This window comes from Allobosea sp. UNC402CLCol (assembly GCF_000745475.1).
In the GTDB taxonomy this organism is placed as follows: Bacteria; Pseudomonadota; Alphaproteobacteria; order Rhizobiales; family Beijerinckiaceae; genus Allobosea; species Allobosea spartocytisi.
Window position 1 is genome coordinate 54380 of the sequence record NZ_JQJJ01000008.1, and the last position, 23017, is coordinate 77396.

The window sequence follows — 23017 nt, forward strand, 5'->3', positions numbered from 1 at the left end:
CATCCCCTGCGCCGCTGGCATCGGAGGATGGCCGACACACTCACGGCCTGAGCGGGATCTGTCATGACCACGGCCTTCCTCGACATCACCGGCGCGGGCAAGCGCTTCGGCGCCGCGACAGTGCTGGACGGCGTCGACCTGTCGGTCGGGAAGGCGGAGTTCATCTCGCTGCTCGGCCCCTCGGGCTGCGGCAAGACCACATTGCTGCGGATCGTTGCCGGCCTGATGCCACCCGACACCGGCAAGGTCGTGCTCGACGGAGATGAGATCACCCGCAAGCCGCCCCATCGGCGCGATGTCGGCGTCGTCTTCCAGAACTACGCGCTGTTTCCGCATCTGACCGTCGCGGAGAACGTCGCCTTCGGACTCAAGGCGCGCCGCGCCCCGGCCGCCGCGATCGCGCCCACCGTCGCGCGCTTTCTCGATCTCGTGCAGATGGGCGCCTTCGCGGACCGCTCGGTCAGGGCGCTCTCGGGCGGCCAGCAGCAGCGCGTGGCCGTCGCCCGCGCGCTCGCGGTCGGTCCGAAGCTCCTCCTGCTCGACGAACCCTTCTCGGCTCTCGACCGCAAGCTGCGCGAGGCGATGCAGATCGACTTGCGCCGCATCCTGCGCGAGGTCGGCACGACGGCGATCTTCGTCACCCACGACCAGGACGAGGCGCTGACCATGTCCGACCGCATCGCGGTGATGCATCGCGGCGGCATCGAGCAACTCGGCACGCCTGCCGAGATCTACCATCGGCCCGCGACGCCTTTCGCCCTCGACTTCGTCGGGCTGTCGAGCCGCCTGCCCGGCAAGGTCGCGAGCGAAGACTCCGGGATCGTGCATGTCGATACTGGCGCCGGTGCCATCCGCGCGCCGGGGAACTTCATCTCCGGCAGCGCGGTCGTGCTGGGCGTCCGTCCCGAACGCATCGCCGTCGGAACCGAGGGCGAGAACCGCATCGACGCGACGCTCCGGGACGTCGTCTTCCAGGGGGCACGGGTGCAACTCCATTTCGTGGCTCCGGAAGGCGGCAGGCTTCTGGTCGAGGCCCATGAAGTACCGCCCGGCGTCGCGCCCGGTGTCACGCTGCCATTGAGCTGGAAGCTGGCGGACACGCTCCTCTATCCAGCCACCCCGGAAGGGTACGCCGCATGAGCACCACGCGCCGCCTCGACCCGGTGCTGCTGCTCGCGCTGCCGGCGACCCTCTACATCGCCATCGTCTACGGACTGCCGCTGCTCTTCCTTATGGGCCGCAGCCTGTTCGGAACGGGAGGGCTGGACTCCTTCGTCGGCTTCTTCGCCGATCCGTTCAGCTGGACCGTCCTCGCCAACACGCTGCGCAGCGCAGCGCTGGTCACGCTCGTCTGCCTCGTCATCGGTTATCCCACGGCGCTCGTGCTGGCTCGCGCGGGTGGCTTCGCCCAGGCGGCGATCCTCGTCGCGATCATCCTGCCGCTCTCGGTCGGCGTCGTCGTGAAGGCCTTCGCCTGGCAGATCGTGCTGAGGCGCGACGGCATCGTCTCCCAGGCCATGACGGGACTGGGCCTGTGGAGCGAGCCCCAGCGCCTGCTGTTTACCGAAGCCGGCCTCGTCATCGGTGCCGCCAACATCTTCGTGCCGTTCATGATCCTGCCAATCTACGCCGTGCTGAAGCTCGTCGACCCGCGCCTCGGCGAAGCGGCCGCGACGCTGGGCGCCTCGCCAATCTATCGCTTTCTCAAGGTGGCGCTGCCGCTCTCGCTGCCCGGGATCGTCACCGGCGTCGCCTTCGTCTTCTCGATGGCGGCCTCGATGTATGTCATCCCGAGCCTGGTCATCGGCGACCGCTTCCAGACGCTGGCGACGCTGACCGGCCGTTCCTTCCTGTTCATGCGCAACGAGCAGCTCGGCTCCACCACCGCGGTCGTGCTGCTGGCGCTGACGGTCGCCGTCGTGATCGCGAGCGCCTCGCTTTCGCGCCGACTGGGAGGCGCTCAATGACACCGATCGAGAAGATCGCCGGCTGGGTCACTGCCCTGCTCGCAACCGTCACGGTCGCCTTCCTCATGACTCCGCTGCTGGTGACCGTCGCGGTTTCCTTCGGGTCCACCGCGGTCTTCACCCTGCCCGCGCCGTCCTGGTCGCTGCGTTGGTACGAGGCGCTGGCGCGTTCGCGCGATCTCTGGCCGGCGGTCTTCACCTCGCTGCAGATCGCCGCGCTATCGACCGCGATCGCGCTCGTGCTCGGCACGCTGTGCGCCATCGGCCTGTTGCGTGGCAATTTCCGCGGCCGCGAGGCGGTTGTCACCTTCCTCGTCTCGCCGCTGATGCTGCCCGGGCTGGTCATCGGCATCGCCATGCTGGAGAGCTTCCGTGCCGCCGGGTTGCGGGACGTCTGGGCGAGCCTGATCCTTGCCCATATCGTCATCACCCTGCCCTATGTGGTCCGAACCGTCTTCGCCTCGCTTTCGCTCTTCGACTTCACGCTGATCGACGCGGCGCGTACGCTCGGCCTGACCTATCCGAAGGCAATCCTGAAGGTGCTCGTGCCGTCTCTCGCGCCGGCTTTCCTGACATCGGGAATGTTCGCCTTTCTCGCCTCGATGGACAATTATCCGATCTCGATCTTCTTCACCGACGCTTGGACCAAGACCTTGCCGATTCAGATGCTGCAATATGTCGAGGAAAGCCCCGACCCCACCATCGCCGCGATTTCGACGCTGCTGATCCTGCTCTCCATCGCCGTGCTCGCGATCGGCGATCGGCTCGTCGGCCTGCGCCGCATGGCGGATCTCTGACATGCTGCCGGACACCACGACCGACCGTGACTTCCGCGGCTATGGCGGAAACGTTCCCGCCGTGCGCTGGCCGAACGATGCGCGTCTCGCCGTCAATCTCGTCATCAATGTCGAGGAGGGCGGCGAGCTCAGCATCGGCCAGGGCGACGAGAAGAACGAGTCGATCTACGAGGTCGTCGAGGAGATTCCGGGCATCCGCGACCTGTGCATGGAGTCGCATTTCGAATACGGAACGCGCGCCGGCTGGCCGCGCATCCGGCAGCTGCTGCAGACCTATGGCGCGCACGGCACCGTCAACGCCATCGGCCGCTCGCTGATGATCTCGCCCTGGCTGGCGCAGCAGGCGGTCGCGGACGGCCATGAGATCGCCGCCCATGGCTGGCGCTGGGAGCGTCACGCCAACATGACGGTCGACGAGGAGCGGCTCGCCATCGCGCGCACCGTCGAGGCGATCACCCGTACTGCCGGTAGCCCGCCGCGCGGCTGGCACACGCGCTCGGCGACCTCGCCCAACACACGCCGCCTGCTCATCGAGCAAGGCGGCTTCTTCTACGATTCCAATGCCTATAACGACGACCTGCCCTATCTCGTCGATGTCGCAGGCCAAGACCATCTCATCCTGCCTTACTCCTTCGACACCAACGACATGCGCTTCACCCGCGGCGGCGGCTTCGTCTTCGGCGACGATTTCGCCCGTTACTGCATCGACGCCTTCGACCGGCTCTATGCCGAAGGCGCGAGCGCGCCGCGCATGATGACGGTGGGGCTGCATCTGCGCATCATCGGGAAGCCGGGCCGGATCGGCGGGCTGGAGCGGTTCCTGGCGCACGCCGCATCGAAACCGGGCGTCTGGTTCGCGCGCCGCGACGAGATCGCGCGGCATTGGCTGAACGCAATCGGGCGCGAGGATCTGCTCGCAGGTCGATGAGGCTTTCGCCGCAGAGCCCCGCGGCAGCCGTCATGGCCGGGGCGAGGCCCGGTCATGACGGGAAAAGACCCCTCACCTTCCCTCGATCCGCGCCGCCAGCGCCTCGGGCAAGCCCTCGGTGGGCTTCGGCGGCGGCCGACGGAAGGTGCCTGCCGTCGGCTTGCGCGGCTTCAGCGCGACCAGCGCTTCCGCCTGCTTCAGCGCGGCGCCCATCTGGTCGACGACGGGGACGGGAATGCGGTCTGCGACCCTCGCCGCGAGGCCCGCCAGCGGCGCGCCGGCCAAGATGACGCAATCGGCCTCGTCCTCGGTGACCGCCCGCAGCGCAAGCTCGACGATCACCGCTTCCTTCTCCTCCTGCACGCCGGCAATGTCGGCGAAGCCCTCATCTAGCATCCGGATGCCGGCACAGCGGCCTTCCAACCCATGTATCGCGACGCATTCCCGATACCAGGGGCCGAGCGCGCGGGCGAAGGTGACGATGGCGAAGCGGCGCCCCAGCATGCAGGCGGTCAGCATGGCCGCCTCCGCCATGCCGACGACGGGCATGTCGAAGAGCTCCCGCGCGCCCATGAGGCCGGGATCGCCGAAGGCGGCGATGATGGCCGCGTCGACCTTGTGATGATGCTCGGCAAGCATCTCCAGAGCCACGGCCCCGCCGATCTGAGCCTCCGCCCGGCTCGCAATATAGGGCACCCCGCGTGGCGCCGTCAGCGGCACGATCTCGGTGCCCGGCGATGCCACCGCCGCGGCCGCGGTGACGAGACGTCCCGTGATCGCCTCGGTCGTGTTCGGGTTGAGGAGCAGGATCCGCATGCCGGCCTCTTGCCGCCGTCGCGGCGTCTTGGCAAGCGCTAGGCGCCAGCGCGTGCCGCGTCCATGAACCGCCTCGCCCGATCGACGTCCCAACGCAGAATGTCGGTCGGCGCAGCATCCTTGCGCATCAGCGCCGTACTGACGACGACGCCGTCGCAAATGGAGAGCGCCTCGCGGACATTGCCCTCGGTGACGCTGCCCCCCAGCAGGATCGGCCGCTTGATTCCCGTCTCGCGCGCCTTGCGGATGCGAGCGAGCGAATCCGCCCAATCCGCGCCGGTGAGAATCAGCCCGTCGGCCCCGGTCTTCTGTGCCCATTCGGCCGCGAATTCCGCGGTCTCCGACGACATCGGCACCGCGGTCCGGTCGTGGACATCGGCGAGGATCGCGATGTCGTCACGCCCGAGCGCCGTCCGGAAGGCCAGGGCCTGCGCGCCCATGCCTGAGCGCAGCCCCTGCGCGGTCATGGCCTGCCCGACGAAGACCTTGAGGCGCACGAAATCGGCGCCCGCCGCATGCGCGATCGAGAGGGAAGCGACCGGATCATGCGCCTCGACGATGATGCCGAGGCCGAGGCCCGGCAACTCGGCCTTGAGGAGGCGGCCGAGCGCGGCCGTCATCGCCAGCGAGCTCGGCTGCATCGCACCTGCCTCCCGCGTCTGGTCCTGCAGTTTGACGTAAGGGATACCGGCCTGCGCGAAGACCCTGGCATTGGTCACGACATAGTCCTCCAGCCAGGCCATGCTCTTGTCGCGCAGCCTGCCAAAATCCGGCAGGTGCAGGGCGGCGATGACGAGGGGACGGGCGGAGAAGAGGCGCAGGCTGGTCACGATCGGCGTCCGTTCAGGCTGAAAATGGGGAGCGGCCGAGGCGGCCGACAAGCGTATCGAGCTTCGCCCGACAGACGGCGTGATCGACCGGCAGCGCGCCGTCGGCGCCGTGACGACTGACGATGAGCGAGGCGGAAACGGCTCCATGCGCAGCGGCGAGCACGGGATCGCCTGTCGCAACCAGCCCGGCAAGGAAGCCGCCACAGAAGGAATCGCCCGCGCCCGTAGGATCGATCGCATCGGTCGGCACGACCGGAACGGGCACCGCGGCACCGCGCGCCTTGTCCCAGACGAGACAGCCGCGCGGGCCGAGCTTCACGGCGACGGTGCCGCGGCATCGCGCAGCGAGCAGGGCCAGCGCCGTCTCGACGCCGGTCTGCGGGAGGATGGCCGCGAGTTCGATCTCGCTTGGCAGGAAAGCATCGACCTCGGCGAGGAAGGGCGAAAGCTCGTCGAACGTCAGCTCCGCCAGTTGCCAACCGGCATCGAGCGTCACGACCATGCCGCGACCGCTAAACAGGGGCAGGAGCTCGTTCAGCACCACCGGCCGCGCCGGCGCGCAATGCGCACCCCTTGCCCAGAGATAGCTTTCCGGAACCTGCGCCGCGACCATCGGGTGAATGTCGCGGAACTGGGAATAGGAAATCTCGCCGGCGTCTCCACGCCTGCGCAGATGATCCTGCCAGGCGGCCACCTGTCCGGGGCTCAGCCGATCCGTCGGGAAACCGGCTTCCGCAAGCTCTTCCGGCCGGCTGGTCAGCCTCTCGCTCCGGTCCCCCCGCTCGTCATAAATGAACCAGTTGCCGCTGCGCAGGGCGGCCTCAGTCATCACGACGCCATCGAGCGCGATGCCGTTCTGGCGCAGCCTCGTCAGCGTCGCACGGGGATAGGTCGAGACGGCGACGCTGACGAGCCCGACCGCATCGACCCAGCAACGGGCGCCGACGGCGGAATAGGCACCGTTGCCGCCGACCTTGTCGAGCGCGACGGTGCCGTCCGCCGAGATCACATGGTCGACGGTCAGCCCGCCTGCGGTGACGAGCGTCGGTGTCACGCCGCCCGGCCACCGAGCAGCGGTGCCCCGAGACCGAGCGCATCGCGCGCCTTGGTCACGTGATAGCCGAAGAGATGCAGCGGCACGCTGTAGACGAGCGGTGCGAGCTCGTCACGCACCCGCGGCAGCTTCCAGACATGGTCCGCGATGCCGTCGAAGCCCGCCTCGCCTTCCGGCACGAGCACGATCGTGTAGCCACCCACCGCCTTCCCGACGATCGCAGTTTCCAGGGCGCGCTGGCGGCTGGCCTGATCGGGTGCGATCAGGAACAGCGGGTCGCCAGCCTTCTGGGTGCGGTAGTGATGATATTCCTCGAGCGGAAAGGCGACCGCATGGATCGGCGCCAATTCCTTGAGCTTGGCCGCGCCGAAGGCTGCCGGCGCCAGATGCGGCCCTGCTCCCGCGAGCAGCACCATGTCGGCGCGCGCCAGCGTTTTGCCCAGCGCCGTCGCGCGGTCGTAGAAGCCGGTCGAAACTCGGTCCATCACCTCCGGCAGCGCAGCGAGGTCCGCCGCCAGGCCGACCGCCTTGCCCTCGCCGAGCCCGCGCGCCTTGGCGATTTCGAGCGCCAGCGACAGCATGAGCGCCATCGCCGCCGTGCTCGACTGCGTCGGCCAGCCCCCGCGCGTCGCCTGGATCAACAGGGCGGCGGGAAACTCCTTCGTCATCGCGGAGGCCGCCGTGTTCGTCAGCGCCACCGCATAGCCGCCCTTGGCAAGGGTCGCCCTGAGGCTGGCGCTCACCGGCGCCGTATTGCCGCTCGACGACAGGCCGATCACGAGCGTTCCGTCATCGATCATGTCGAGGCCGTATTGCTCGAGATCGAAGGCTTCATAGGGCTCGCAAACGACGCCGAGCAGGCGCTCGAACGCCAGCCGCACGCCGATGCCCGAAATCCAGGAATCGCCGCAGCCCACGATGACGACGCGGGAGAGCCTGCGGTCGGCGAGTTCGGCTGCGATATGCTGCACCGTCTCGCGCGTGGTTTCGAGCGTGCGGCGCATGGCATCCCCCTGCGCCATCATCTCGCTGCGGGTTAGTTCGACACGACGGAAGCGTTCCGGATCGCCCGGCGCGTCCGAGGACGATTCGCGCTTGATCGCTTTGTACTGCTGCATCAGATCGGCCATGGTCGTCCGTCCCGTTGGAAGTGCCGGAAGCGGCACGCGGAGCCGCCTCCTCTCTCGAAAATTCGACTTTCGATATTCTTCATTATATCATCTAACGCAAGCGGAAACGAAAGGCATATGAGTCAGCACCCCTCGCCCGCAGAGTTGCCGCGGGGCAACTCCCTTCCGCGCCACGAGCGCATCATCGAAATGCTGGCCACGCGCGGCACCATCGAGGTCTCGGCACTGGCGGAGGCGCTCGGCGTTTCGGCGGTGACCATTCGCGCCGACCTCGACGCCCTCGAAAAGCGGCGCCTGATCCGGCGCATCCGCGGCGGCGCCATGGCGCTGCGACCGGCCCGCTTCGAGCGGCCTCTCGACCTGCCGAGCCAGAGCTTTTCCGAGGAAAAGCAGCGCATCGGCACACTTGCCGCCAGCATGGTCCGCGACGGCGAGACCATCATCCTGGATTCCGGCACCACCACGCTGGCGCTGGCGCACAACCTCCCCGAAACGTTGACCGACGTGGTGGTCGTCACCAACGGCCTGGACATCGCGATCGCGCTGCGCGCCCATCCCGGCGTCACCGTCATCGTCACAGGCGGGCGGGTGAAGACAGGCGGACGCAACCTCGAAAGCTACAGCCTGATTTCCCCCTTCGGGACGACACTTCTGCGCGAAATCAATGCCGACACGGCCTTTCTATGCTGCGCCGGCATCGATGCAGAGCGCGGCTTCACCAATGGCAATTGGGACGAGGCCGAGGTGAAGAAGGCGATGATCGACGCCGCCAGGCGTGTCGTCATGGTCGCCGACCATGCCAAGATCGGCCATGTCGGCAGCGCCCGTATCGCCTCACTCGATGCCGTCGAGGTGCTGATCACGGACAATGGCGCCCCGGCGGCGGACCTGCAGAGACTCGAAGCGGCAGGCCTGCGCATTGCGGTGGCATGACGGCGCGATTTTCAGCGCTGTCCGGCTAAGTTTTAAACTTGCGATATCTTTCATTGAAGTACAAAGTGAAAGTACGCGGTCGCCATCCACCGTCGTCGTCGGCCGGAACGCCACGAGCCGCGCTCAGGAGGCTTGCATGAAGACAGTGTCCAGACGCGATTTCCTCGCAGCCACCGCGACTGCCGGCGCGGTCATCGCCAGTCCCTCCGTGCTGCGGGCGCAGGCTCGTGAACTCGTCATGATCGGCTATGGCAGCGCACAGGACGAGCCGCTGAAGCGCGCCGGCGACATCCTCGGCAAGCGCCATCCCGGTGTCAGCCTTCGGATCATCGGCGGCCTTTCGGCCGAGGCCATCGCCCAGATCAAGGCCGCTCGCGGCGCCTCCCCTTACGATTTCGCCGTCATGGGTTCGCCCGCGATCATCAACGCCGTCGACGAAGGCGTGCTGGAGAAGGTCGACATCTCGAAGGTGCCGAACGCAGGCAAGCTCGACGAACGCTTCCCGCCCTATGCCTATGATTGGGGCGTGCCGGTGAGCTTCGCCGGCATCGGCATCGCCTACAACAAGCAAATGGTGGCGAACCCGCCGAAGACCTGGGCCGATCTCTGGAAGCCGGACTATGCCGGCAAGATCGGGCTGTGCCGTCCGCAATCCAATCTCGGCCTCGCCTGCATCTCGATCGGCGCCACCGCATTCGGCAAGCCGGACGCCGATACCGATTTCGGCCTCGCCAAATGGAAGGAACTGAAGCCGCTGGTCGGCCGCAATCCCAACCTCTTGCAGCAGATGCTGGAGCGCGGCGAGATCGGCCTGTGCCCGCTCTGGCACGACAATACCGGGATCGCGGTCTCCAGCGGCCTGCCGCTCGGCTATGCCAAGGTCACCAGCCCGGGCCCGCTCATGTTGCCGACGATGATCGTCAAGTTCGCGCGGACCGCCCATAGCGACCTCGTACATGAATTCGCGGACATCCTACTAGAGAAGGACAGCCAGGAGTTCGCATCGAAGCCGCCCTATTATTTCGGCACCGTAATCAAGGGCGTCATGCCGCCCGCGGGTGCCGCGGCCTATCTGCCTTCGACGCCGGAGGAGATCGCCTCCATGACCTCCGTGGATTGGCCGAAGGTCGCGCCGAACCGCGGCAAGATCGTCGAAGCCTTCGACCGGCTGTTCGCGGCTTGAGCCGTGCCCTGATCATGCCTGCCACGGCCGCTTCCGGCAGCCAGGCTTGCGTCGTCGAGATCCGCCGGGTGCGCAAGCGCTTCGCGGATCTTATCGTGCTCGACGATTGTTCCCTGACAGCGCAGGAAGGCGAGATCCTGACGCTGTTGGGCTCGTCCGGCTGCGGGAAGACGACCCTGCTGCGCTGCATCGCCGGCTTTCTCAAACCCGATGCCGGCGAAATCCGGATCGACGGCCGCGACACCGTGCCCGTGCCTGTGAACCGGCGCCCTGTCGGCGTGGTCTTCCAGAGCTATGCGCTGTTCCCGCATCTGACCGTGGCGAACAACGTCGCCTATGGGCTGAAGATGCGCGGCGCGCCGGTCGAAGAAATAAGGGAGCGCGTCGCGAAGGCGTTGGCGACGGTTTCGCTGTCTGGCTTCGAGGAGCGATATCCGAGCCAGCTTTCCGGGGGGCAGCAGCAGCGCGTCGCGATCGCGCGCGTCTTGGTGCTCGAGCCCCGCGTGCTGCTGCTGGACGAACCGTTCAACGCACTCGACGCCAAGCTGCGCGGCAGCATGCAGGTCGAGTTGCGCCAGCTCATCAAGCGTCTCGGCATCACCGCGATCTTCGTCACGCATGATCAGGAAGAAGCGTTGGCCATGAGCGACCGGATCGCCGTCATGCGCGCGGGCCGGATCGAGCAGCTCGGCACGCCTGAAGACATCTTCGACCGTCCGCAGACCGCCTATGTCGCCGACTTCGTCGGCGCCTCGAACTTCTGGGAAGCGAGAGCTGCTTCCGGCCAGATCACGCTGCCGAGCGGGCAGATCGTCGCGACGAAGCTCGACGGTGATGTCAGCCTCCTCATCCGGCCGCACAATCTCGCTCTGTCCAGCGCGGGCGGCTCGGCCTGGAACGGCCGGATCATCTCGCGCCGCCATGTCGGTGCGCTGATGGAATACGAGGTCGAGGCCGGCGGCACCAGGCCGTTGAGGATCGCGGCGCTGCGCGACGTGGAAGCCGCCTCGCTCAGCACCGGCGAGGCTGTCTCGATCAACCTGCGGGACCCCACCGCCTGCATGGCCTATCCACGGCCATGACGGCGACCGCGCTCCCTCGCCGCCTGCTCGACGAGGTGCTGTCGGGGCGCGGTATCTGGCCGGCCGTTCCGGCGGTCGTCGTGCTCACGGTCGTGGCCGTCATTCCGTTCTGCATCCTGCTGTCGCTCGGCTTCTCAGACATCACGGTCTCGCGCGGCGTCATCGTCTCCCAGACATTCTCATTGCGCCATCTGGCGACGGCGCTGTCGGACCCGCTCTACCAGATCACCTTCCAGCGCTCGCTGACGCTGGCGCTGTCGACCACCGCGCTCTGCGTCCTGCTCGGCTTTCCGGTCGCCTATCTCTTCCTGATCGGCAATGCCTGGATGCGGCGGATCATCCTGGTCCTAACCATCGCACCGATCCTGACGAGCGGCATCGTGCGGACCTATTCCTGGATCGTGATCCTGGGCGGGCGGGGCGTGGTCAACAGCCTCTTGATCGACCTCGGCGTGATCTCGGCTCCGCTCAGGATCATCAACACGCAATGGGCGGTGATCATCGGCATGGTGCAGGTCCATCTGCCGATCATGATCCTGCCGTTGATCGCCGTGATGAGCCGGCATGACCGCAGGCTGGACGAAGCCTCCGCCAATCTCGGCGCGAGCCGGCTCGGCACGCTGCGGCACGTCATCCTGCCGCTCAGCATCGGTGGTCTCGGCACGGGCGCGGCACTGGTCTTCACGCTCAGCTACACGACATTCGTCGTGCCGCAACTCCTAGGCGGTGGCAATTACCTCAACGCCGCGACGATGATCTACGAGCAGATCGTCTACTCGCTCGAATGGAGCAAGGGAGCGGTCACGGCGCTTCTGCTGATGCTCAGCTGCCTGAGCGTACTCGCCGTCATCACCTGGCTGACCAATCTCGGCACGCGCTGGACGAGGGCATCGCAGCGATGAGGGGTTCCGACTGGCTCGACCGTCTCGGCATAGGAGCGCTCATCGGCGTCGCGCTGTTCTCACTGGCGCTGCTGCTGCTGCCCGCCGTGATCGTGGTGATCATGTCCTTCGACACGCGCGGCTATATCAGCTTCCCGCCGGCCGGTTTCACATTCGACTGGTATGCTCGGCTGTTCAATCAGCCGGTGCTGATGGGCGCGATGTGGACTAGCATCAAGGTCGGGGTTTACGTCACGGTGCTCTGCATCGCGCTCGGCGTGCCGACGGCACTCGCCTGCGCACGTGGCGATTTCCGCGGTGCGGCTGGGCTCTCGGTCTTCGTGCTGCTGCCGCATATGGTGCCGGGGATCGTGCTGGGTGTCGCGGTGCTCTTCGCCGGAGCGCTCTTCGGCATCGGCCCATCGATCTGGCTGCAATCGATCTCGCTCGCGGTCTACGTCATGGCCGTGATGGTGCGCACCGTCATGGCGCGCCTGCAGAAGCTCGATCCTTTGCTGGAACAGGCCGCCTCCAATCTCGGAGCGACGCGCTGGCAGAGCTTCCGCACCATCACCCTGCCGCTGCTGATGCCTGCGATCCTGGCCGGAGCGGTCTTCACCTTCATCGAGGGTTTCGACAATCTCTCGGTGACGATTTTCACCCATGGCTATCGCGACCGGCCGCTGCCGGTAGAATTGCTGACGATCGTCCAGAACACCAATTCACCGCTGGTCGCCGCGGTATCGAGCGTGCAGATCCTGCTCGCCATCCTGGCATTGCTGGCGATCTCGGCGACGATCGGCCTCGACCGCGTCAACGATTGATCCGCGCCGCGACGCATCTCGACGCTATCGGCGCCCGCTTGTCCGATAATGTGGATCGTCGCCCATGCCGTCGAGATAGCCTTCATAGAAGCTCCGGACATGCGGCATGACATCGCGCGCAAGCCCCATGCGCTCGATTTCCGCCTGAGTCCTCGGGCGTGAGAGACGCTCCGCGATCTCCGCCAGCACCGCCTCGCGGTCGACCTTCACGAAGCGACCGTCGCGATAGATCCATTCCCCGCCGACCATGACGCTGTGCACCGATCGCGCCTTGGCCCGCTGCACCAGCACGTCGACGAAGCCGAGCGCATCGTCCTGATAGGGCCAGGTCACTGCCCGCCAGTCGAACACCACGCAATCGGCCGCCATACCGGGAGAAAGCCGCCCGATCTGTCCGGCGAAGGGCGTGGTGCGCGCGCCGTGTTCCGTCGCCATGCGCAGCACCTGTGCCGGTGAGGGATGGGCCGAGTCGATACCCGGCTCGCGATGGACGCGCAGCGCAAGCCGCATCTCCTGGAGCATGTCGCGATCGTCGTTGATTCCCGCCTCGTCGATGCCCAGCGCAACCGGGATCGCCTCGGCAAGAAAGCGATTGACCGGCGCCACTCCGCTCTTCAGCCGGAAATTGGACGAGCAATTATGACAGACGCAGACACCGCGCTCGGCTGCGAGGGCGATATCGGCTTCGCTCATCCAGACGCCATGGCCGATCGTGAACTGCGGCCCGAGCAGGCCGAAGCGGTCGAGATAGGCGAGCGCCGAGCCACCGCTGCGCTTCACCGCATAGGCTTTCTGATAGGGCGTTTCCAGCACATGCATATGCACGGGCAGGCCAGTGCGCTCGGCGAGGTGGGCGGCCGTCTCGAGTGCCGCGTCCGAAAGCCAGTGCAGATTGGCCGGCGCGATCTGCACGCGAATGCGATCGCCGCCCCCGTGACGACGCAACAGCTCGTCGAAGATCGTGACCTGTTCCGGCAGGGCGAGGGTGAAACGCTCGAAATACGCGACCAGGGCGGGGCGCAGCGCTTCCGGGACGCGCGCGACGAAATCGCGATCGGCCTCGTAGACCAGCCTGTTTTGGTCGCGCAGCGCCATCGAATAGGAGGCTCGCATCCCGATCATGCGATAGGCGCCGATCACCTTGTCCGCCGCGGCCAGCACCGCCTCGGGCGAGCCGGGTGCGCGGCTGTGCAAATGCTGCACCGTCGTGACGCCGCTCTCGATCATCTCGAAGGCCGAATAGAGCGTATCCAGTTCGAGAGCGACGTCGCGCAATGCCAGCCGCGATGCGAACCACAATTCCAGCGGGTGATCCGGCGAGCCGAGCTGGAGCGGCGTTAGGCCGACATGATGATGCGCATTGACGAAACCCGGCGTAACGGCGAAGCCGGCCCCGCCTTCCACCACCGCCTCCGGCGATTGCGCGCGCAGGCTATCCAGCGGTCCCAGCGCGGCAACCAACCCGTCACGGATGAGGATGCCGGCGTTTTCATGCAGGATCGGCCCACCGGAAGTGTCGAAGCCTTCGAGCAGCGTCGCACCCCAGAGGATGTGGTCCGTCATGATCGATCCCGCTCTCCCGCACCGCATCGCCGCATGTCGCAGCGGCGTATTCTCATGACAACCGCAGCGGTCGCAGCAGCTGGCTGGATTTGCTTTCGATCAGCAGGATATCGCCATTGCCCGTGCCGAACAGCCCATGCGCGCCGTTGAGCGGTCGCGGAACTGCTCTTTGTTTGGGCCGATTATCTGAAGATCCGGGATCACGTCGGTGACGTGGCTGTTGCCCTCTTCGCCCCCGGATGACGACAAGCTGGCCGACATGCTCTAGCTCCGGAGACAGTTACTCCGGGCAACGAAATCGAACGCCCATCCCCGCACCTCATCCTGAGGTGCGGGCGCGGTCGCTAAAAACAAAGGGAAATCAAATGCCTAGGAAAGGGTGGCGGGCCGGGCCGGACACAGCATCGAACACGCATACGATTGAAATCGCTATATAACTTTGCAGGACCGAAATGTGGCTGTCCAAGTCCAGGGCGGCCCCGCTGCGCAGCGAAAAACAGACATTCTGCCCGCCATCGCCTGCAGGCCGCAGCGCACCGTCTCCGGCACGGATATTGCTTCATTTAAATCAGCGCAGAGCGGTTTGCTCTTTCCGGGTTGGCGTGCCCATCGTCGGGATACCGTGCAACGGTGCTCCGGCCATGGGTTATGGCCTGTAGCAACGCTGGGCGCTCTGCGGTGAGCTCTTCGGGTGCGGTTTCCCTGCGGTCTTCCTTGGTGAAGGCTGGAGGAAAGACATGTGCGATCGTGACGGGTTGTTCTATCGGAATTTCTCGCGCAGGACGTTTCTGCGTTCAGGTGTCTCGGCTGTAGCCACGCTCGCCTTGCCCGCCCATTTGGCGGGCCTGCTCACGCCGACGGCAGCCGCTGCCGCAAATGTCACCCTCAAGGCCACCCATGGGTCGGGCTTCTGCAATATGGGCATGTTCCTCGCCAAGGAACGCAACCTGACCCAGGCGGACGGCGTCGACCTGGAATTCGTCGTCACGCCGTCCAACACCGAAATCACGACGATGTTCGGCGCCGGCCTCGTCGATATCTCGATGATCCCCTATTCCAACTTCATGACGCTTTATGATGCAGGCGCGCCGGTGAAGATCGTCGCCGGCGGCGGCGTCGAGGGCTGCATCATCGTCGGCAAGGAGGGGCTGAAGACCGCAGCCGACCTGAAAGGCAAGACCTTCGGCACGTTCCAGGCCGACACGCTGGAAGTGCTGCCTTACGACTTCCTGAAAAAGGCCGGCCTCAGCTTCAAGGATGTCGAGATCAAATATCTCGACACGTCGCCAGAACTCGCCCAGGCCTTCCTCGCCGGCGCGATCGACGCGATTTGCCATATCGAGCCCTATGCCTCGCAATGCGTCATCGGCCGCAAGGGCGCGAGCGTGCTTTCCGACGGCACGGACGTCTACGGCAAGGGCTACTCGGACTGCGTGCTCGCCGTGCGCACACCGCTGATCGAGAAGAATCCGGCCGCCGTCAAGGCCGTGATCAAGGCTCTCTTCGTCGCGCAGTCCCAAGCCGAAACCGACAAGACCGCCGCCCTCAAGGACACTGTCGGCAAATACTACAAGACCAGCATGGAGGCTGCTCTCGATGCCTCCAGCAAGCAGCCAATCGTGGTCGATCAGCGCAGCCAGACGAAGTTCATCATCGAGCGCGGCCAGTCGATGAAGGAACTCGGCTACGTCAAGAAATCGCCGGATCAGGCGGCCTTCGACTGGAGCCTGCTCGAAGCCGTGATCGCCGAGAACAAGGCGCTCTATGACGGGCTGAAGCTCAAATCCGCCTGAGGTTCTGCCGCGCCGGCCGGATTGGACCATCCGGCCGGCCCGTTCCCACGATCAGGAAGGACGCCATGACGATGCGCCTGGAGGCAGACGGCCTCACGGGTTCCGCCGGCCGGAACCGACTATTCCCCGCGAGATTTTCACCCTGGCTGCGGCGCAGCCTGGCGAAACTGGGCTGGGCCGCTCTGTCGCTCGGCCTGTTCGCCGGCATCTGGGAGGGGTTCTGGGCTGCGGGGCTGATCAACCCGCTGCTGCTGCCGCCACCGCATCTGTTCCTGCAGGATATCCCTGGAACGCTGCAATATTTCGACCGCTCCAACCGGATCGGCAGCGTCTCGACGGGCGGCGGCATCCTGCCTCTGCTGATCACCATGGCCTGGACGACGACGCGGGTTCTCGTCGGATTGCTGCTCGGCTTCGTCGCCGGCGTCGCGCTGGGCGCCGTGATCCATTACCTCGCGACCTTGCGCAAACTGCTGCTGCCGACGATCCTGCTGCTCGCCCCGATCTCGCCCGTCGCCTGGCTTCCGGTCGCAATCTTTGTCTTCGGCATCGGCGACAAGCCGGCGATCTTCCTCGTCTTCATTACGCTGTTCTTCGCCATCGTCCTGTCGACGGGCGCGCAGATCGAGAGCGTGCCGAAGAACTACATCCATGTCGCGCGCATCATGGGCGCAACGCGGCGCCAGACCTTCTGGAAAGTCGTCCTGCCCGCGATCCTGCCGAGCCTGTTCATGACACTGCGGCTCAACCTGTTCGGCGCCTGGATGGTGGTGCTCATCGCGGAGACAGTCGGCGTCGGCACCGGGCTCGGCCAGATCACCTCCATGGCGCGCTCGACCTTCAACGCCAAGCTCGTCTTCTTCACCATGGGCATCATCGGCCTGCTCGGCTTCCTCTCCGACTTCGCGTTGCGCGAGATCCAGAGGCGCATGCTGTGGTGGGTCGCACCTGGCCAGGGAGGCTCCCGATGACCCGCGCCGCCGTCTCCGTTCAAAACGTGTCGAAGCGCTGGACGCCGGAGGGCCGCGCGCCTGTGCTGGCGCTCGACGATCTCAGCTTCGACGTCGCGCCGGGCGAATTCGTCGTCCTGCTCGGCCCGTCCGGCTGCGGCAAATCCAGCCTGCTCTACATGATCGCCGGCCTCGAAGAGGTCAGCGAAGGCCGCCTTCTCTGCGACGGCGAGGCGATCGTCGAGCCCTCGGCTGAGAGGGGCCTGATCTTCCAGGAAGCCTCGCTGTTTCCCTGGCTGACGATCGCCGACAATGTCGCCTTCGGCCTGTCGATCCAACATGTCCTGCCGGAGCGCCGCCGGGAGATCGCGGTCGAGACGCTCAGGCGCGTCGGGCTCGGCGACATGCTGGACAAGAAGCCCGACGAATTGTCGGGCGGCATGCGCCAGCGCGCAGCATGCGCACGGGCGCTCGCGATGCGCCCGAAGGTGCTGATGATGGACGAGCCCTTCGCCGCGCTCGACGTCCAGACGCGCGCGCGCATGCAGGATTTCCTGCTGCAGATCTGGCGCGACAGCGGTGCCTCGATCCTGCTCGTCACCCATTCGATCGACGAGGCGATCTCGCTCGCCGACCGGGTCGTGGTCTTCACGGCACGGCCAGGGCGGGTCAAGACCATCGTGCCGATCGAGCTCCCGCGGCCGCGGCAAAGCCGCGACCCGCGCTATCACGCCTATCGCGACCAGTTCGCCGATCTGCTCGCCGACGAGGTGGACCGTGCCTTCGCCGAGCAGGAAGTGGTCTGAGCCGTGGGCCAGACCATCAAGGTCGCCGCCGTTCCCATCGGGCCCGGCGGAAGAGACGGTTCGACCCTGCTGCGCGAGGCGCAAGTCGGCATCGCAGCAGCGGCAGCCGCGGGCGCCCGGCTGGTGCTGCTGCCAGAACTGTCGTTCCTGCCCTATGTCGCAACCGAGGACCCTCTGCGCTGGCCGGTTCCTGCCGAGCGCCGGAACGGGCGGACAGGGCAGCTCATGGCGGATTTGGCGCGCCTCCATGAGGTCGCGATCCTGTTTGGCCTTGCCGAGGACGATGGAGCGGGCCGGCCCGTCAATGCGGCCCTGCTTGCACGCCCCGACGGCACGGTCGAGCGCGTCGCCACCAAGCAGTGCCTGCCGCCGAGGCAGCCCGATGAAGGCTTCGGCGAGGCAGATCATTTCCGGCCCGGCACGGACGCGATCGCCGTCACGCATCTCGGGCCGCTCCGGCTGGCGACGCTGATCTGCTACGATCGCCGCTTTCCCAGCCATTGGGCGCAAGCTGCCGCCGCCGGGGCCGAGCTCGTCGCCGTCATGGTCGCGGGCCCTGCCCCGCAGGACCCGCCGGACTTCTTCCGGCAGGAGCTATGCGCCCATGCGGCGGGCGCGAACCTCTTCGCGCTCTCTTCCGCCCGCTACGGCATCGAGACCCTGGTGGGGCGCAGCATCCGGCATGACGGTGAGACGCTCGCGGTCGCGCGCGACGGCCGAGTCATGGCTTCCGCGGAATGCGTCGCGCCCTCACCGGTCATCATCTCTGTCCCCGTTGGCCTCACACCACTCATGCCGGGCGCCGGAGAGATCGGCGCCGCTTCGACCATCACAAGACCTGCCTGAGGAGACGACCATGGAACTCATCGTTCAAGCCGGTCATGTGGTGACCGGCATCAAGGACCGCGATACGCCAATCATCGTCGAGCAAGGCTCCGTGCTCTCACGCAACGGCGTCATCGCGGCCGTCGGCTCGTTGGCCGAGATGCAGCAACTCGCACCGCTCGCGGAGCTGCGGCGCTACCCAGACCACGTCATGATGCCGGGCTTCGTCAACAGCCACCACCATGTCGGCATGACCCCGTTGCAGCTCGGCTCGCCGGATCATGCGCTGGAGCTATGGTTCGCCAGCCGCATTCCCGCCCGCCGCCTCGATCTGACGCTCGACACACTCTATTCCGCCTTTGAGATGATCGCCTCGGGCGTGACCACGGTCCAGCACATCCAGGGATGGATGCCGGGCGGCTATGACGCAATCCACGGCGCGGCGACCAAGGTGTTGAATGCCTATCGCTCGCTCGGCATGCGCGCCTCCTATTGCTATGCCGTGCGCGAGCAGAACCGTCTCGTCTACGAGGCGGATGAGGCATTTTGCGCCAGGCTGCCCTCGCCCTGGAACGAGAGGCTGGCGGCCCATCTGAAGACGCAGGCCATGCCCTTCCCCGACTTCCTGCGCCTCTTCGACCAGCTCACGGCCGAAAACGAGGGGCAGTCGCTGACCCGCATCCAGCTCGCCCCGGCCAATCTGCACTGGTGCAGCGACGACGGCCTGCTCGCGCTGCACGAAAAGTCCAGGGCGAGCGGCGTACCGATGCACATGCATCTGCTCGAAACCGTTTATCAGAAGGAATATGCCCGCCGCCGGACGGGCAAGACCGCGCTGCGCCATCTCCATGATCTCGGCGTGCTCGGTCCGCATATGACGCTCGGTCACGGCGTCTGGCTCAATGCCGAGGACATCGACATCGTTGCCGATACCGGCACCTGCATCTGCCACAACTGCTCGTCCAATTTTAGGCTGCGCTCGGGGCTGGCGCCGCTGAATCAATGGGAGAAGAAGGGCATCACCATCGGCATGGGCCTGGACGAAGCCGGCATCAACGAGGATCGCGACATGCTGCAGGAGCTGCGGCTGGCCCTGCGCGTCCACCGGGTGCCGGGGATGGACGACGAAGACGTTCCGAGCTGCGCGCAGATCGTCCGGATGGCGACGGAGGGCGGCGCGATGACGACGGCCTTCAGCGCCACGATCGGCCGGCTCGATCCCGGCCGGGCCTTCGACGCCGCCCTGATCAACTGGAAGACGACGACATACCCTTATCAGGATCCCGACATCCCGATGCTGGACGCGCTGGTGCAGCGGGCCAAGTCGAATGCCGTCGACGCCGTCTATATCGGGGGTGAATTGGTCTACGCCGCGGGCCGCTTCACGAACGTCGACCGGGATGCCGTCCTGGCCGAGATCGCCGACACGCTGGGCAAGCCGCGCAGCCCCGAGGATGAGGCGCGGCGCGATCTCGGCCGCGCCGTCTTCCCTTATGTGAAGCGGTTCTACCAGGGCTACCTGCCCGAAGAGCCGTCCAAGCCCTTTTACGCCTGTTCGGCCGTCGACTAGGCGCCGGATCCGCCACGGGCGGCACGACCCCGCAGTTTTTGCGTCTTTGCCGCGCCCGAACTCCGGTTCGGGCCGCTCTCCCCTCCTGCCGCCTGCCGCGGCCTGTCACATCGAATGATCATGAGCCTTCCAGAAACGTCAGCCTTCTCCACCGCGACGACCACGCGCTTCGAGAACGTCCATCTGTTCGATCCCGATAGCGAGAGCGGCATGAGCGCCGCCACCACCCTGCTGGTCCATGGCGACCGCATCGCCGCGATCGGCGTCGATGCGGCAGGCTTCGCGGCGGAGAGCGAGCGCATCATCGACGGCCGCGGCAAGCTGCTGATGCCTGGGCTGATCAACGGGCACTTCCACTCGCCCGTGAACCATATGAAGGGCCGGCTCGACAGCCTGCCGCTCGAGATCTTCATGCTCTATGAGTGCCCGGCGCTGGAAGAACTGCGGCCAACGCCACGCGAAGCCTATGTGCGCACACAGCTCGCCTGCGCCGAGATGCTGAAAAACGGCGTAACGGCAGTGCAGGACGACGCCTTTCTCGTGCCGGAGCCGACGGTCGACATCATCGATGCCGTGATGCAGGCCTATGCCGACAGCGGCATGCGGGCCACCGTCGCCCTGGATGAACCCAATCTGGCCGAACTCGACAAGCTGCCTTTCCTGGCCGAGCTGCTGCTGGCCGAGCGGCGCGCCGAGCTAGCGAAGCCGCGCAACCTCGCCGATGCAGATCTGCTGGCGATGTACCACCACCTGATCACCCGCTGGCATGGCACTGAGGGCGGACGCTTGCGTGCCGCCGTGTCCTGCTCGGCGCCGCAACGCGTCTCGACCGACTATATCCACGAACTTGAGGCGCTGAGTCGGACCCACGATCTGCCCTTCTATGCGCATATGCTGGAGACCAAGCTGCAGCGCGTGCTGGGCCATGCGCAGCCCCGCTTCGGCGGGCGTTCGCTCGTGCGCTATACGGCCGATCTCGGACTCTTGTCGGAGCGGCTGAACATCATCCATGCGATCTGGGTGGACGATGCCGATCTCGATCTCATCGCCGCCGCCGGTTCGGTGGTCGCGCATAACCCGATCAGCAATCTGCGGCTCGGCAGCGGCATCATGCCGTTCCGGCGCATGCGCGACCGCGGCATCCCGATCTGCCTGGGCACCGACGAGGCGATCGCCGACGACGCCGTCAACATGTGGGCCGTCGCCAAGACGACCGGACTGGTCCACAACATCGCAGGTGCAGACTACGATGCCTGGCCCCGCGCCGGCGAGATTCTCGATTGCCTGCTTCAGGGCGGCGCCCGCGCCATGGGGTTGCAGGACGAACTCGGCGTCCTGGCCCCCGGACGGCTGGCCGACCTCGTCATGCTCGATCTCGACACGCTGCCTTTCACGCCGCTGAACGATCTGCGACGCCAGCTCGTCTATTGCGAGAACGGCAACTCGGTCGTGCTGACGATGGTTGCGGGCCGGATCGTCTGCGAGGGCGGCAGACTCCATACGATCGACGAAGCGGCACTGCGCCAGGAAGCCCGCGAAATCTTCGCGCGGCGCAAGCCAGCCCTCGAACAGGCCTCGGTGGTTGCGCAGCGCTGGCTGCCTTTCTATCGGGCAATGTATGCCAAGGCTGCTGCGGTCGATGTCGGGATGAACCGGTGGGTCGGCGATGCGGACTTGCCCTCGCCGGTCTGATCATGGACCTCCGAACGGCCACGAAGAAGAGAGACGGACGTCGCTCGCGCTCGCATTCCGCCAATAGCGGGCCAAGACGGCGCCGGGTCATCGTAGAAAAGATGACTCGGGAAAACCCGCGGACCTCGCCGCCATTGCGGCGTTGGTTCGCGATTCTGACCCAAGATGCGCGGGCCGGGCCGGCCGAGAATGATCGTCCCGAGCACGGTCAACGCGGCACGGCTCGAAATATCCTGCGGCATGTACCAGAACGGCGGCGCGCTCATTTGGGACTGGGCACGCGCTGTCGATAAGTTGCAATCAAGCCATGCGCGGATCTCCCGCACATGGGGCGACATCCTCAATGGACGAGCATCTCCTTGACGATCTGCTGCCCCGTCAGCTCCGCGGGGTAGTAGGTCGGCCAATTGGTGAGTTCCTTCAGCAGCGCCGCGCGGTCATTGCCCCAATAGAGATGGAAATGCTCGGCGACCTCGGGAGCGATGTCGTGGTCGCTGAACTGGATGAACTGCGGCGCCGCGTCGTCGCCGCTCGCCTTCTTGAAGACGAAGCGCACGCCGCGATTGCCCTTTGCGTAGGTGAGGACCTCATAGCCGTCCGACACGTAATCGGCCTTCGCCGATTGCTGGCCACGGGAGAAGGTGATGTTCGATCCCTTGATGACGATGCGGTCGACATCGGTCTTGTAGCCGGCCTCATAATACGCGCGGTACTCACTCGCGCTTTTGTCGCCCTGTTTCGCCTTTGCAGCCATGACCGGGTCGAGCGTGCCGTCCTTCAGGAACGGGTAGACCGACTGCCACTCGCCTTCCCAGTCCTCTAGCGTGCGTGGCTTGATCTGGTCGTCCTTGAAGTAGCCATTGTAGATCTGACTCTTCGCACCATGCGAGTGGCCGTGAAAATGGTCATGGCCCTTCGATTTGGCTTGACCGGATGGGCCGCAGAGGATGGCTCCAGCCATCATCAGTGCGCTGAGCAGCAAGAGCCGGCGGGCTCGGTTCACGGTCGTCGTCAGCATGGGCTTATGTCCTTCGGGGGCAACAGGAGGCTTTGGTCACGCGGCTTCGGCGCGCCGACAGGCAAGGGCAGGATCAGGCAGGTCGCGACAGAGCTCGGGCTTGAAGGCGATGGTCGGCGTCTCGCCACTCAGAGGCAGGCGTCGAGTGCCGCGCGGATCGCCGCCTCTTCCATGCCGGCGCCGATGAAGACGAGTTCCTGACGCCGATCGCCCCACACGGAATGCCAGTGACGGTTCAGGATTGCCTTCCACTCGCATGGTCCGGCCAGCGCAACCGCGACACAGCCGCCCATCAGAAGTCTATCGCTTCGGTCCGACAGACGGCGCCCGCAAGTGGCACGGTGAGGGGCAAGCGTGTGTCGGAAAATTGCATGG

At 66.1% G+C, this 23017-nt stretch carries 23 protein-coding genes; 15 read left to right on the forward strand and 8 right to left on the reverse strand.

Going from position 1 to position 23017, the window contains the following annotated elements:
- Nucleotides 1-63: 63 nt before the first annotated feature.
- Genes GY40_RS02210 through GY40_RS02225 form a run of 4 tightly spaced genes read left to right on the forward strand, consistent with a single transcriptional unit; the run spans nucleotide 64 to nucleotide 3692 of the window.
- On the forward strand, nucleotides 64-1140 hold the full coding sequence (locus GY40_RS02210) for an ABC transporter ATP-binding protein (protein ID WP_038358352.1): 1077 nt from the start codon (nucleotides 64-66) through the stop codon (nucleotides 1138-1140).
- Nucleotides 1137-1967 (forward strand): ABC transporter permease, encoded by an 831-nt coding sequence (locus tag GY40_RS02215; RefSeq protein ID WP_038358353.1) that lies wholly within the window; start codon nucleotides 1137-1139, stop codon nucleotides 1965-1967. The genes GY40_RS02210 and GY40_RS02215 overlap by 4 nt, the downstream gene beginning before the upstream one ends.
- Complete coding sequence (locus GY40_RS02220; RefSeq protein WP_038358355.1) at nucleotides 1964-2764, forward strand: ABC transporter permease; 801 nt, start codon at nucleotides 1964-1966, stop codon at nucleotides 2762-2764. Before GY40_RS02215 ends, GY40_RS02220 begins: the two co-directional genes overlap by 4 nt.
- Nucleotide 2765: 1 nt before the next feature.
- Nucleotides 2766-3692 (forward strand): allantoinase PuuE, encoded by a 927-nt coding sequence (locus tag GY40_RS02225; protein WP_038358356.1) that lies wholly within the window; start codon nucleotides 2766-2768, stop codon nucleotides 3690-3692.
- A 72-nt stretch (nucleotides 3693-3764) separates the two neighbouring features.
- On the opposite strand, the gene GY40_RS02230 is transcribed toward GY40_RS02225, so the two are convergent.
- Genes GY40_RS02230 through GY40_RS02245 form a run of 4 tightly spaced genes read right to left on the reverse strand, consistent with a single transcriptional unit; the run spans nucleotide 3765 to nucleotide 7522 of the window.
- On the reverse strand, nucleotides 3765-4508 hold the full coding sequence (locus GY40_RS02230; RefSeq protein ID WP_038358358.1) for an aspartate/glutamate racemase family protein: 744 nt from the start codon (nucleotides 4506-4508) through the stop codon (nucleotides 3765-3767).
- Between the two features lie 38 nt (nucleotides 4509-4546).
- On the reverse strand, nucleotides 4547-5338 hold the full coding sequence (locus tag GY40_RS02235; RefSeq protein WP_197062690.1) for a BtpA/SgcQ family protein: 792 nt from the start codon (nucleotides 5336-5338) through the stop codon (nucleotides 4547-4549).
- A gap of 13 nt (nucleotides 5339-5351) precedes the next feature.
- Nucleotides 5352-6392, reverse strand: a complete 1041-nt coding sequence (locus tag GY40_RS02240) for a carbohydrate kinase family protein (protein ID WP_051987436.1) — start codon at nucleotides 6390-6392, stop codon at nucleotides 5352-5354.
- The gene (locus GY40_RS02245; RefSeq protein WP_038358360.1) at nucleotides 6389-7522 is read right to left on the reverse strand and encodes an SIS domain-containing protein; all 1134 of its coding nucleotides are present in this window, start codon (nucleotides 7520-7522) and stop codon (nucleotides 6389-6391) included. Before GY40_RS02245 ends, GY40_RS02240 begins: the two co-directional genes overlap by 4 nt.
- A 117-nt stretch (nucleotides 7523-7639) precedes the next feature.
- Here GY40_RS02245 and GY40_RS02250 point away from each other — a divergent pair, with 117 nt between their 5' ends.
- From GY40_RS02250 to GY40_RS02270, 5 genes are all read left to right on the forward strand, one after another.
- Nucleotides 7640-8455, forward strand: a complete 816-nt coding sequence (locus GY40_RS02250; protein WP_051987437.1) for a DeoR/GlpR family DNA-binding transcription regulator — start codon at nucleotides 7640-7642, stop codon at nucleotides 8453-8455.
- Nucleotides 8456-8591: 136 nt separating this feature from the next.
- On the forward strand, nucleotides 8592-9638 hold the full coding sequence (locus GY40_RS02255; protein WP_038358364.1) for an ABC transporter substrate-binding protein: 1047 nt from the start codon (nucleotides 8592-8594) through the stop codon (nucleotides 9636-9638).
- Between the two features lie 14 nt (nucleotides 9639-9652).
- On the forward strand, nucleotides 9653-10720 hold the full coding sequence (locus tag GY40_RS02260) for an ABC transporter ATP-binding protein (RefSeq protein ID WP_051987598.1): 1068 nt from the start codon (nucleotides 9653-9655) through the stop codon (nucleotides 10718-10720).
- Nucleotides 10717-11622 (forward strand): ABC transporter permease, encoded by a 906-nt coding sequence (locus GY40_RS02265; RefSeq protein WP_081925072.1) that lies wholly within the window; start codon nucleotides 10717-10719, stop codon nucleotides 11620-11622. Before GY40_RS02260 ends, GY40_RS02265 begins: the two co-directional genes overlap by 4 nt.
- The gene (locus GY40_RS02270) at nucleotides 11619-12425 is read left to right on the forward strand and encodes an ABC transporter permease (protein WP_038358368.1); all 807 of its coding nucleotides are present in this window, start codon (nucleotides 11619-11621) and stop codon (nucleotides 12423-12425) included. The genes GY40_RS02265 and GY40_RS02270 overlap by 4 nt, the downstream gene beginning before the upstream one ends.
- A gap of 24 nt (nucleotides 12426-12449) precedes the next feature.
- On the opposite strand, the gene GY40_RS02275 is transcribed toward GY40_RS02270, so the two are convergent.
- Together GY40_RS02275 and GY40_RS27430 are read right to left on the reverse strand one after the other, a co-directional pair.
- A complete protein-coding gene (locus tag GY40_RS02275) occupies nucleotides 12450-13988 on the reverse strand; it encodes an amidohydrolase family protein (RefSeq protein WP_038358369.1) in 1539 nt (512 codons plus the stop codon).
- 99 nt (nucleotides 13989-14087) lie between these two features.
- Nucleotides 14088-14249 (reverse strand): hypothetical protein, encoded by a 162-nt coding sequence (locus GY40_RS27430; RefSeq protein WP_156115840.1) that lies wholly within the window; start codon nucleotides 14247-14249, stop codon nucleotides 14088-14090.
- Nucleotides 14250-14725: 476 nt separating this feature from the next.
- Here GY40_RS27430 and GY40_RS02280 point away from each other — a divergent pair, with 476 nt between their 5' ends.
- From GY40_RS02280 to GY40_RS02305, 6 genes are all read left to right on the forward strand, one after another.
- Nucleotides 14726-15781, forward strand: a complete 1056-nt coding sequence (locus tag GY40_RS02280) for an ABC transporter substrate-binding protein (RefSeq protein WP_038358371.1) — start codon at nucleotides 14726-14728, stop codon at nucleotides 15779-15781.
- A gap of 65 nt (nucleotides 15782-15846) precedes the next feature.
- Nucleotides 15847-16752, forward strand: coding sequence for an ABC transporter permease (locus GY40_RS02285; RefSeq protein ID WP_038358373.1), 906 nt, complete (start codon nucleotides 15847-15849; stop codon nucleotides 16750-16752).
- Entirely contained in the window at nucleotides 16749-17537 is a 789-nt protein-coding gene (locus GY40_RS02290) for an ABC transporter ATP-binding protein (protein ID WP_038358375.1), read from the forward strand. The genes GY40_RS02285 and GY40_RS02290 overlap by 4 nt, the downstream gene beginning before the upstream one ends.
- A gap of 3 nt (nucleotides 17538-17540) precedes the next feature.
- Nucleotides 17541-18383, forward strand: a complete 843-nt coding sequence (locus GY40_RS02295) for a carbon-nitrogen hydrolase family protein (protein ID WP_051987438.1) — start codon at nucleotides 17541-17543, stop codon at nucleotides 18381-18383.
- A 10-nt stretch (nucleotides 18384-18393) separates the two neighbouring features.
- Nucleotides 18394-19932: an amidohydrolase family protein gene (locus GY40_RS02300; protein WP_038358377.1), complete on the forward strand. Its 1539-nt coding sequence runs from the start codon at nucleotides 18394-18396 to the stop codon at nucleotides 19930-19932.
- A gap of 120 nt (nucleotides 19933-20052) precedes the next feature.
- Entirely contained in the window at nucleotides 20053-21624 is a 1572-nt protein-coding gene (locus tag GY40_RS02305; RefSeq protein ID WP_051987439.1) for an amidohydrolase family protein, read from the forward strand.
- Nucleotides 21625-21964: 340 nt separating this feature from the next.
- Here the strand turns inward: GY40_RS02305 and GY40_RS02310 are convergent, their stop codons facing one another.
- Nucleotides 21965-22588: a ZinT family metal-binding protein gene (locus GY40_RS02310; protein ID WP_248311105.1), complete on the reverse strand. Its 624-nt coding sequence runs from the start codon at nucleotides 22586-22588 to the stop codon at nucleotides 21965-21967.
- Nucleotides 22589-22770: 182 nt separating this feature from the next.
- Nucleotides 22771-22935 (reverse strand): GTP-binding protein, encoded by a 165-nt coding sequence (locus GY40_RS28155; protein ID WP_248311078.1) that lies wholly within the window; start codon nucleotides 22933-22935, stop codon nucleotides 22771-22773.
- Nucleotides 22936-23017: the final 82 nt, after the last annotated feature.

Coding starts and splice junctions, on each gene's coding strand:
- GY40_RS02210 (WP_038358352.1), top strand. CDS start 64: ATGACCACGGCCTTCCTCGACATCACCGGCGCGGGCAAGCGCTTCGGC.
- GY40_RS02215 (WP_038358353.1), top strand. CDS start 1,137: ATGAGCACCACGCGCCGCCTCGACCCGGTGCTGCTGCTCGCGCTGCCG.
- GY40_RS02220 (WP_038358355.1), top strand. CDS start 1,964: ATGACACCGATCGAGAAGATCGCCGGCTGGGTCACTGCCCTGCTCGCA.
- GY40_RS02225 (WP_038358356.1), top strand. CDS start 2,766: ATGCTGCCGGACACCACGACCGACCGTGACTTCCGCGGCTATGGCGGA.
- GY40_RS02230 (WP_038358358.1), bottom strand. CDS start 4,508: ATGCGGATCCTGCTCCTCAACCCGAACACGACCGAGGCGATCACGGGA.
- GY40_RS02245 (WP_038358360.1), bottom strand. CDS start 7,522: ATGGCCGATCTGATGCAGCAGTACAAAGCGATCAAGCGCGAATCGTCC.
- GY40_RS02250 (WP_051987437.1), top strand. CDS start 7,640: ATGAGTCAGCACCCCTCGCCCGCAGAGTTGCCGCGGGGCAACTCCCTT.
- GY40_RS02255 (WP_038358364.1), top strand. CDS start 8,592: ATGAAGACAGTGTCCAGACGCGATTTCCTCGCAGCCACCGCGACTGCC.
- GY40_RS02260 (WP_051987598.1), top strand. CDS start 9,653: ATGCCTGCCACGGCCGCTTCCGGCAGCCAGGCTTGCGTCGTCGAGATC.
- GY40_RS02265 (WP_081925072.1), top strand. CDS start 10,717: ATGACGGCGACCGCGCTCCCTCGCCGCCTGCTCGACGAGGTGCTGTCG.
- GY40_RS02270 (WP_038358368.1), top strand. CDS start 11,619: ATGAGGGGTTCCGACTGGCTCGACCGTCTCGGCATAGGAGCGCTCATC.
- GY40_RS02275 (WP_038358369.1), bottom strand. CDS start 13,988: ATGACGGACCACATCCTCTGGGGTGCGACGCTGCTCGAAGGCTTCGAC.
- GY40_RS27430 (WP_156115840.1), bottom strand. CDS start 14,249: ATGTCGGCCAGCTTGTCGTCATCCGGGGGCGAAGAGGGCAACAGCCAC.
- GY40_RS02280 (WP_038358371.1), top strand. CDS start 14,726: ATGTGCGATCGTGACGGGTTGTTCTATCGGAATTTCTCGCGCAGGACG.
- GY40_RS02285 (WP_038358373.1), top strand. CDS start 15,847: ATGACGATGCGCCTGGAGGCAGACGGCCTCACGGGTTCCGCCGGCCGG.
- GY40_RS02290 (WP_038358375.1), top strand. CDS start 16,749: ATGACCCGCGCCGCCGTCTCCGTTCAAAACGTGTCGAAGCGCTGGACG.
- GY40_RS02300 (WP_038358377.1), top strand. CDS start 18,394: ATGGAACTCATCGTTCAAGCCGGTCATGTGGTGACCGGCATCAAGGAC.
- GY40_RS02305 (WP_051987439.1), top strand. CDS start 20,053: ATGAGCCTTCCAGAAACGTCAGCCTTCTCCACCGCGACGACCACGCGC.
- GY40_RS02310 (WP_248311105.1), bottom strand. CDS start 22,588: ATGATGGCTGGAGCCATCCTCTGCGGCCCATCCGGTCAAGCCAAATCG.
- GY40_RS28155 (WP_248311078.1), bottom strand. CDS start 22,935: ATGGGCGGCTGTGTCGCGGTTGCGCTGGCCGGACCATGCGAGTGGAAG.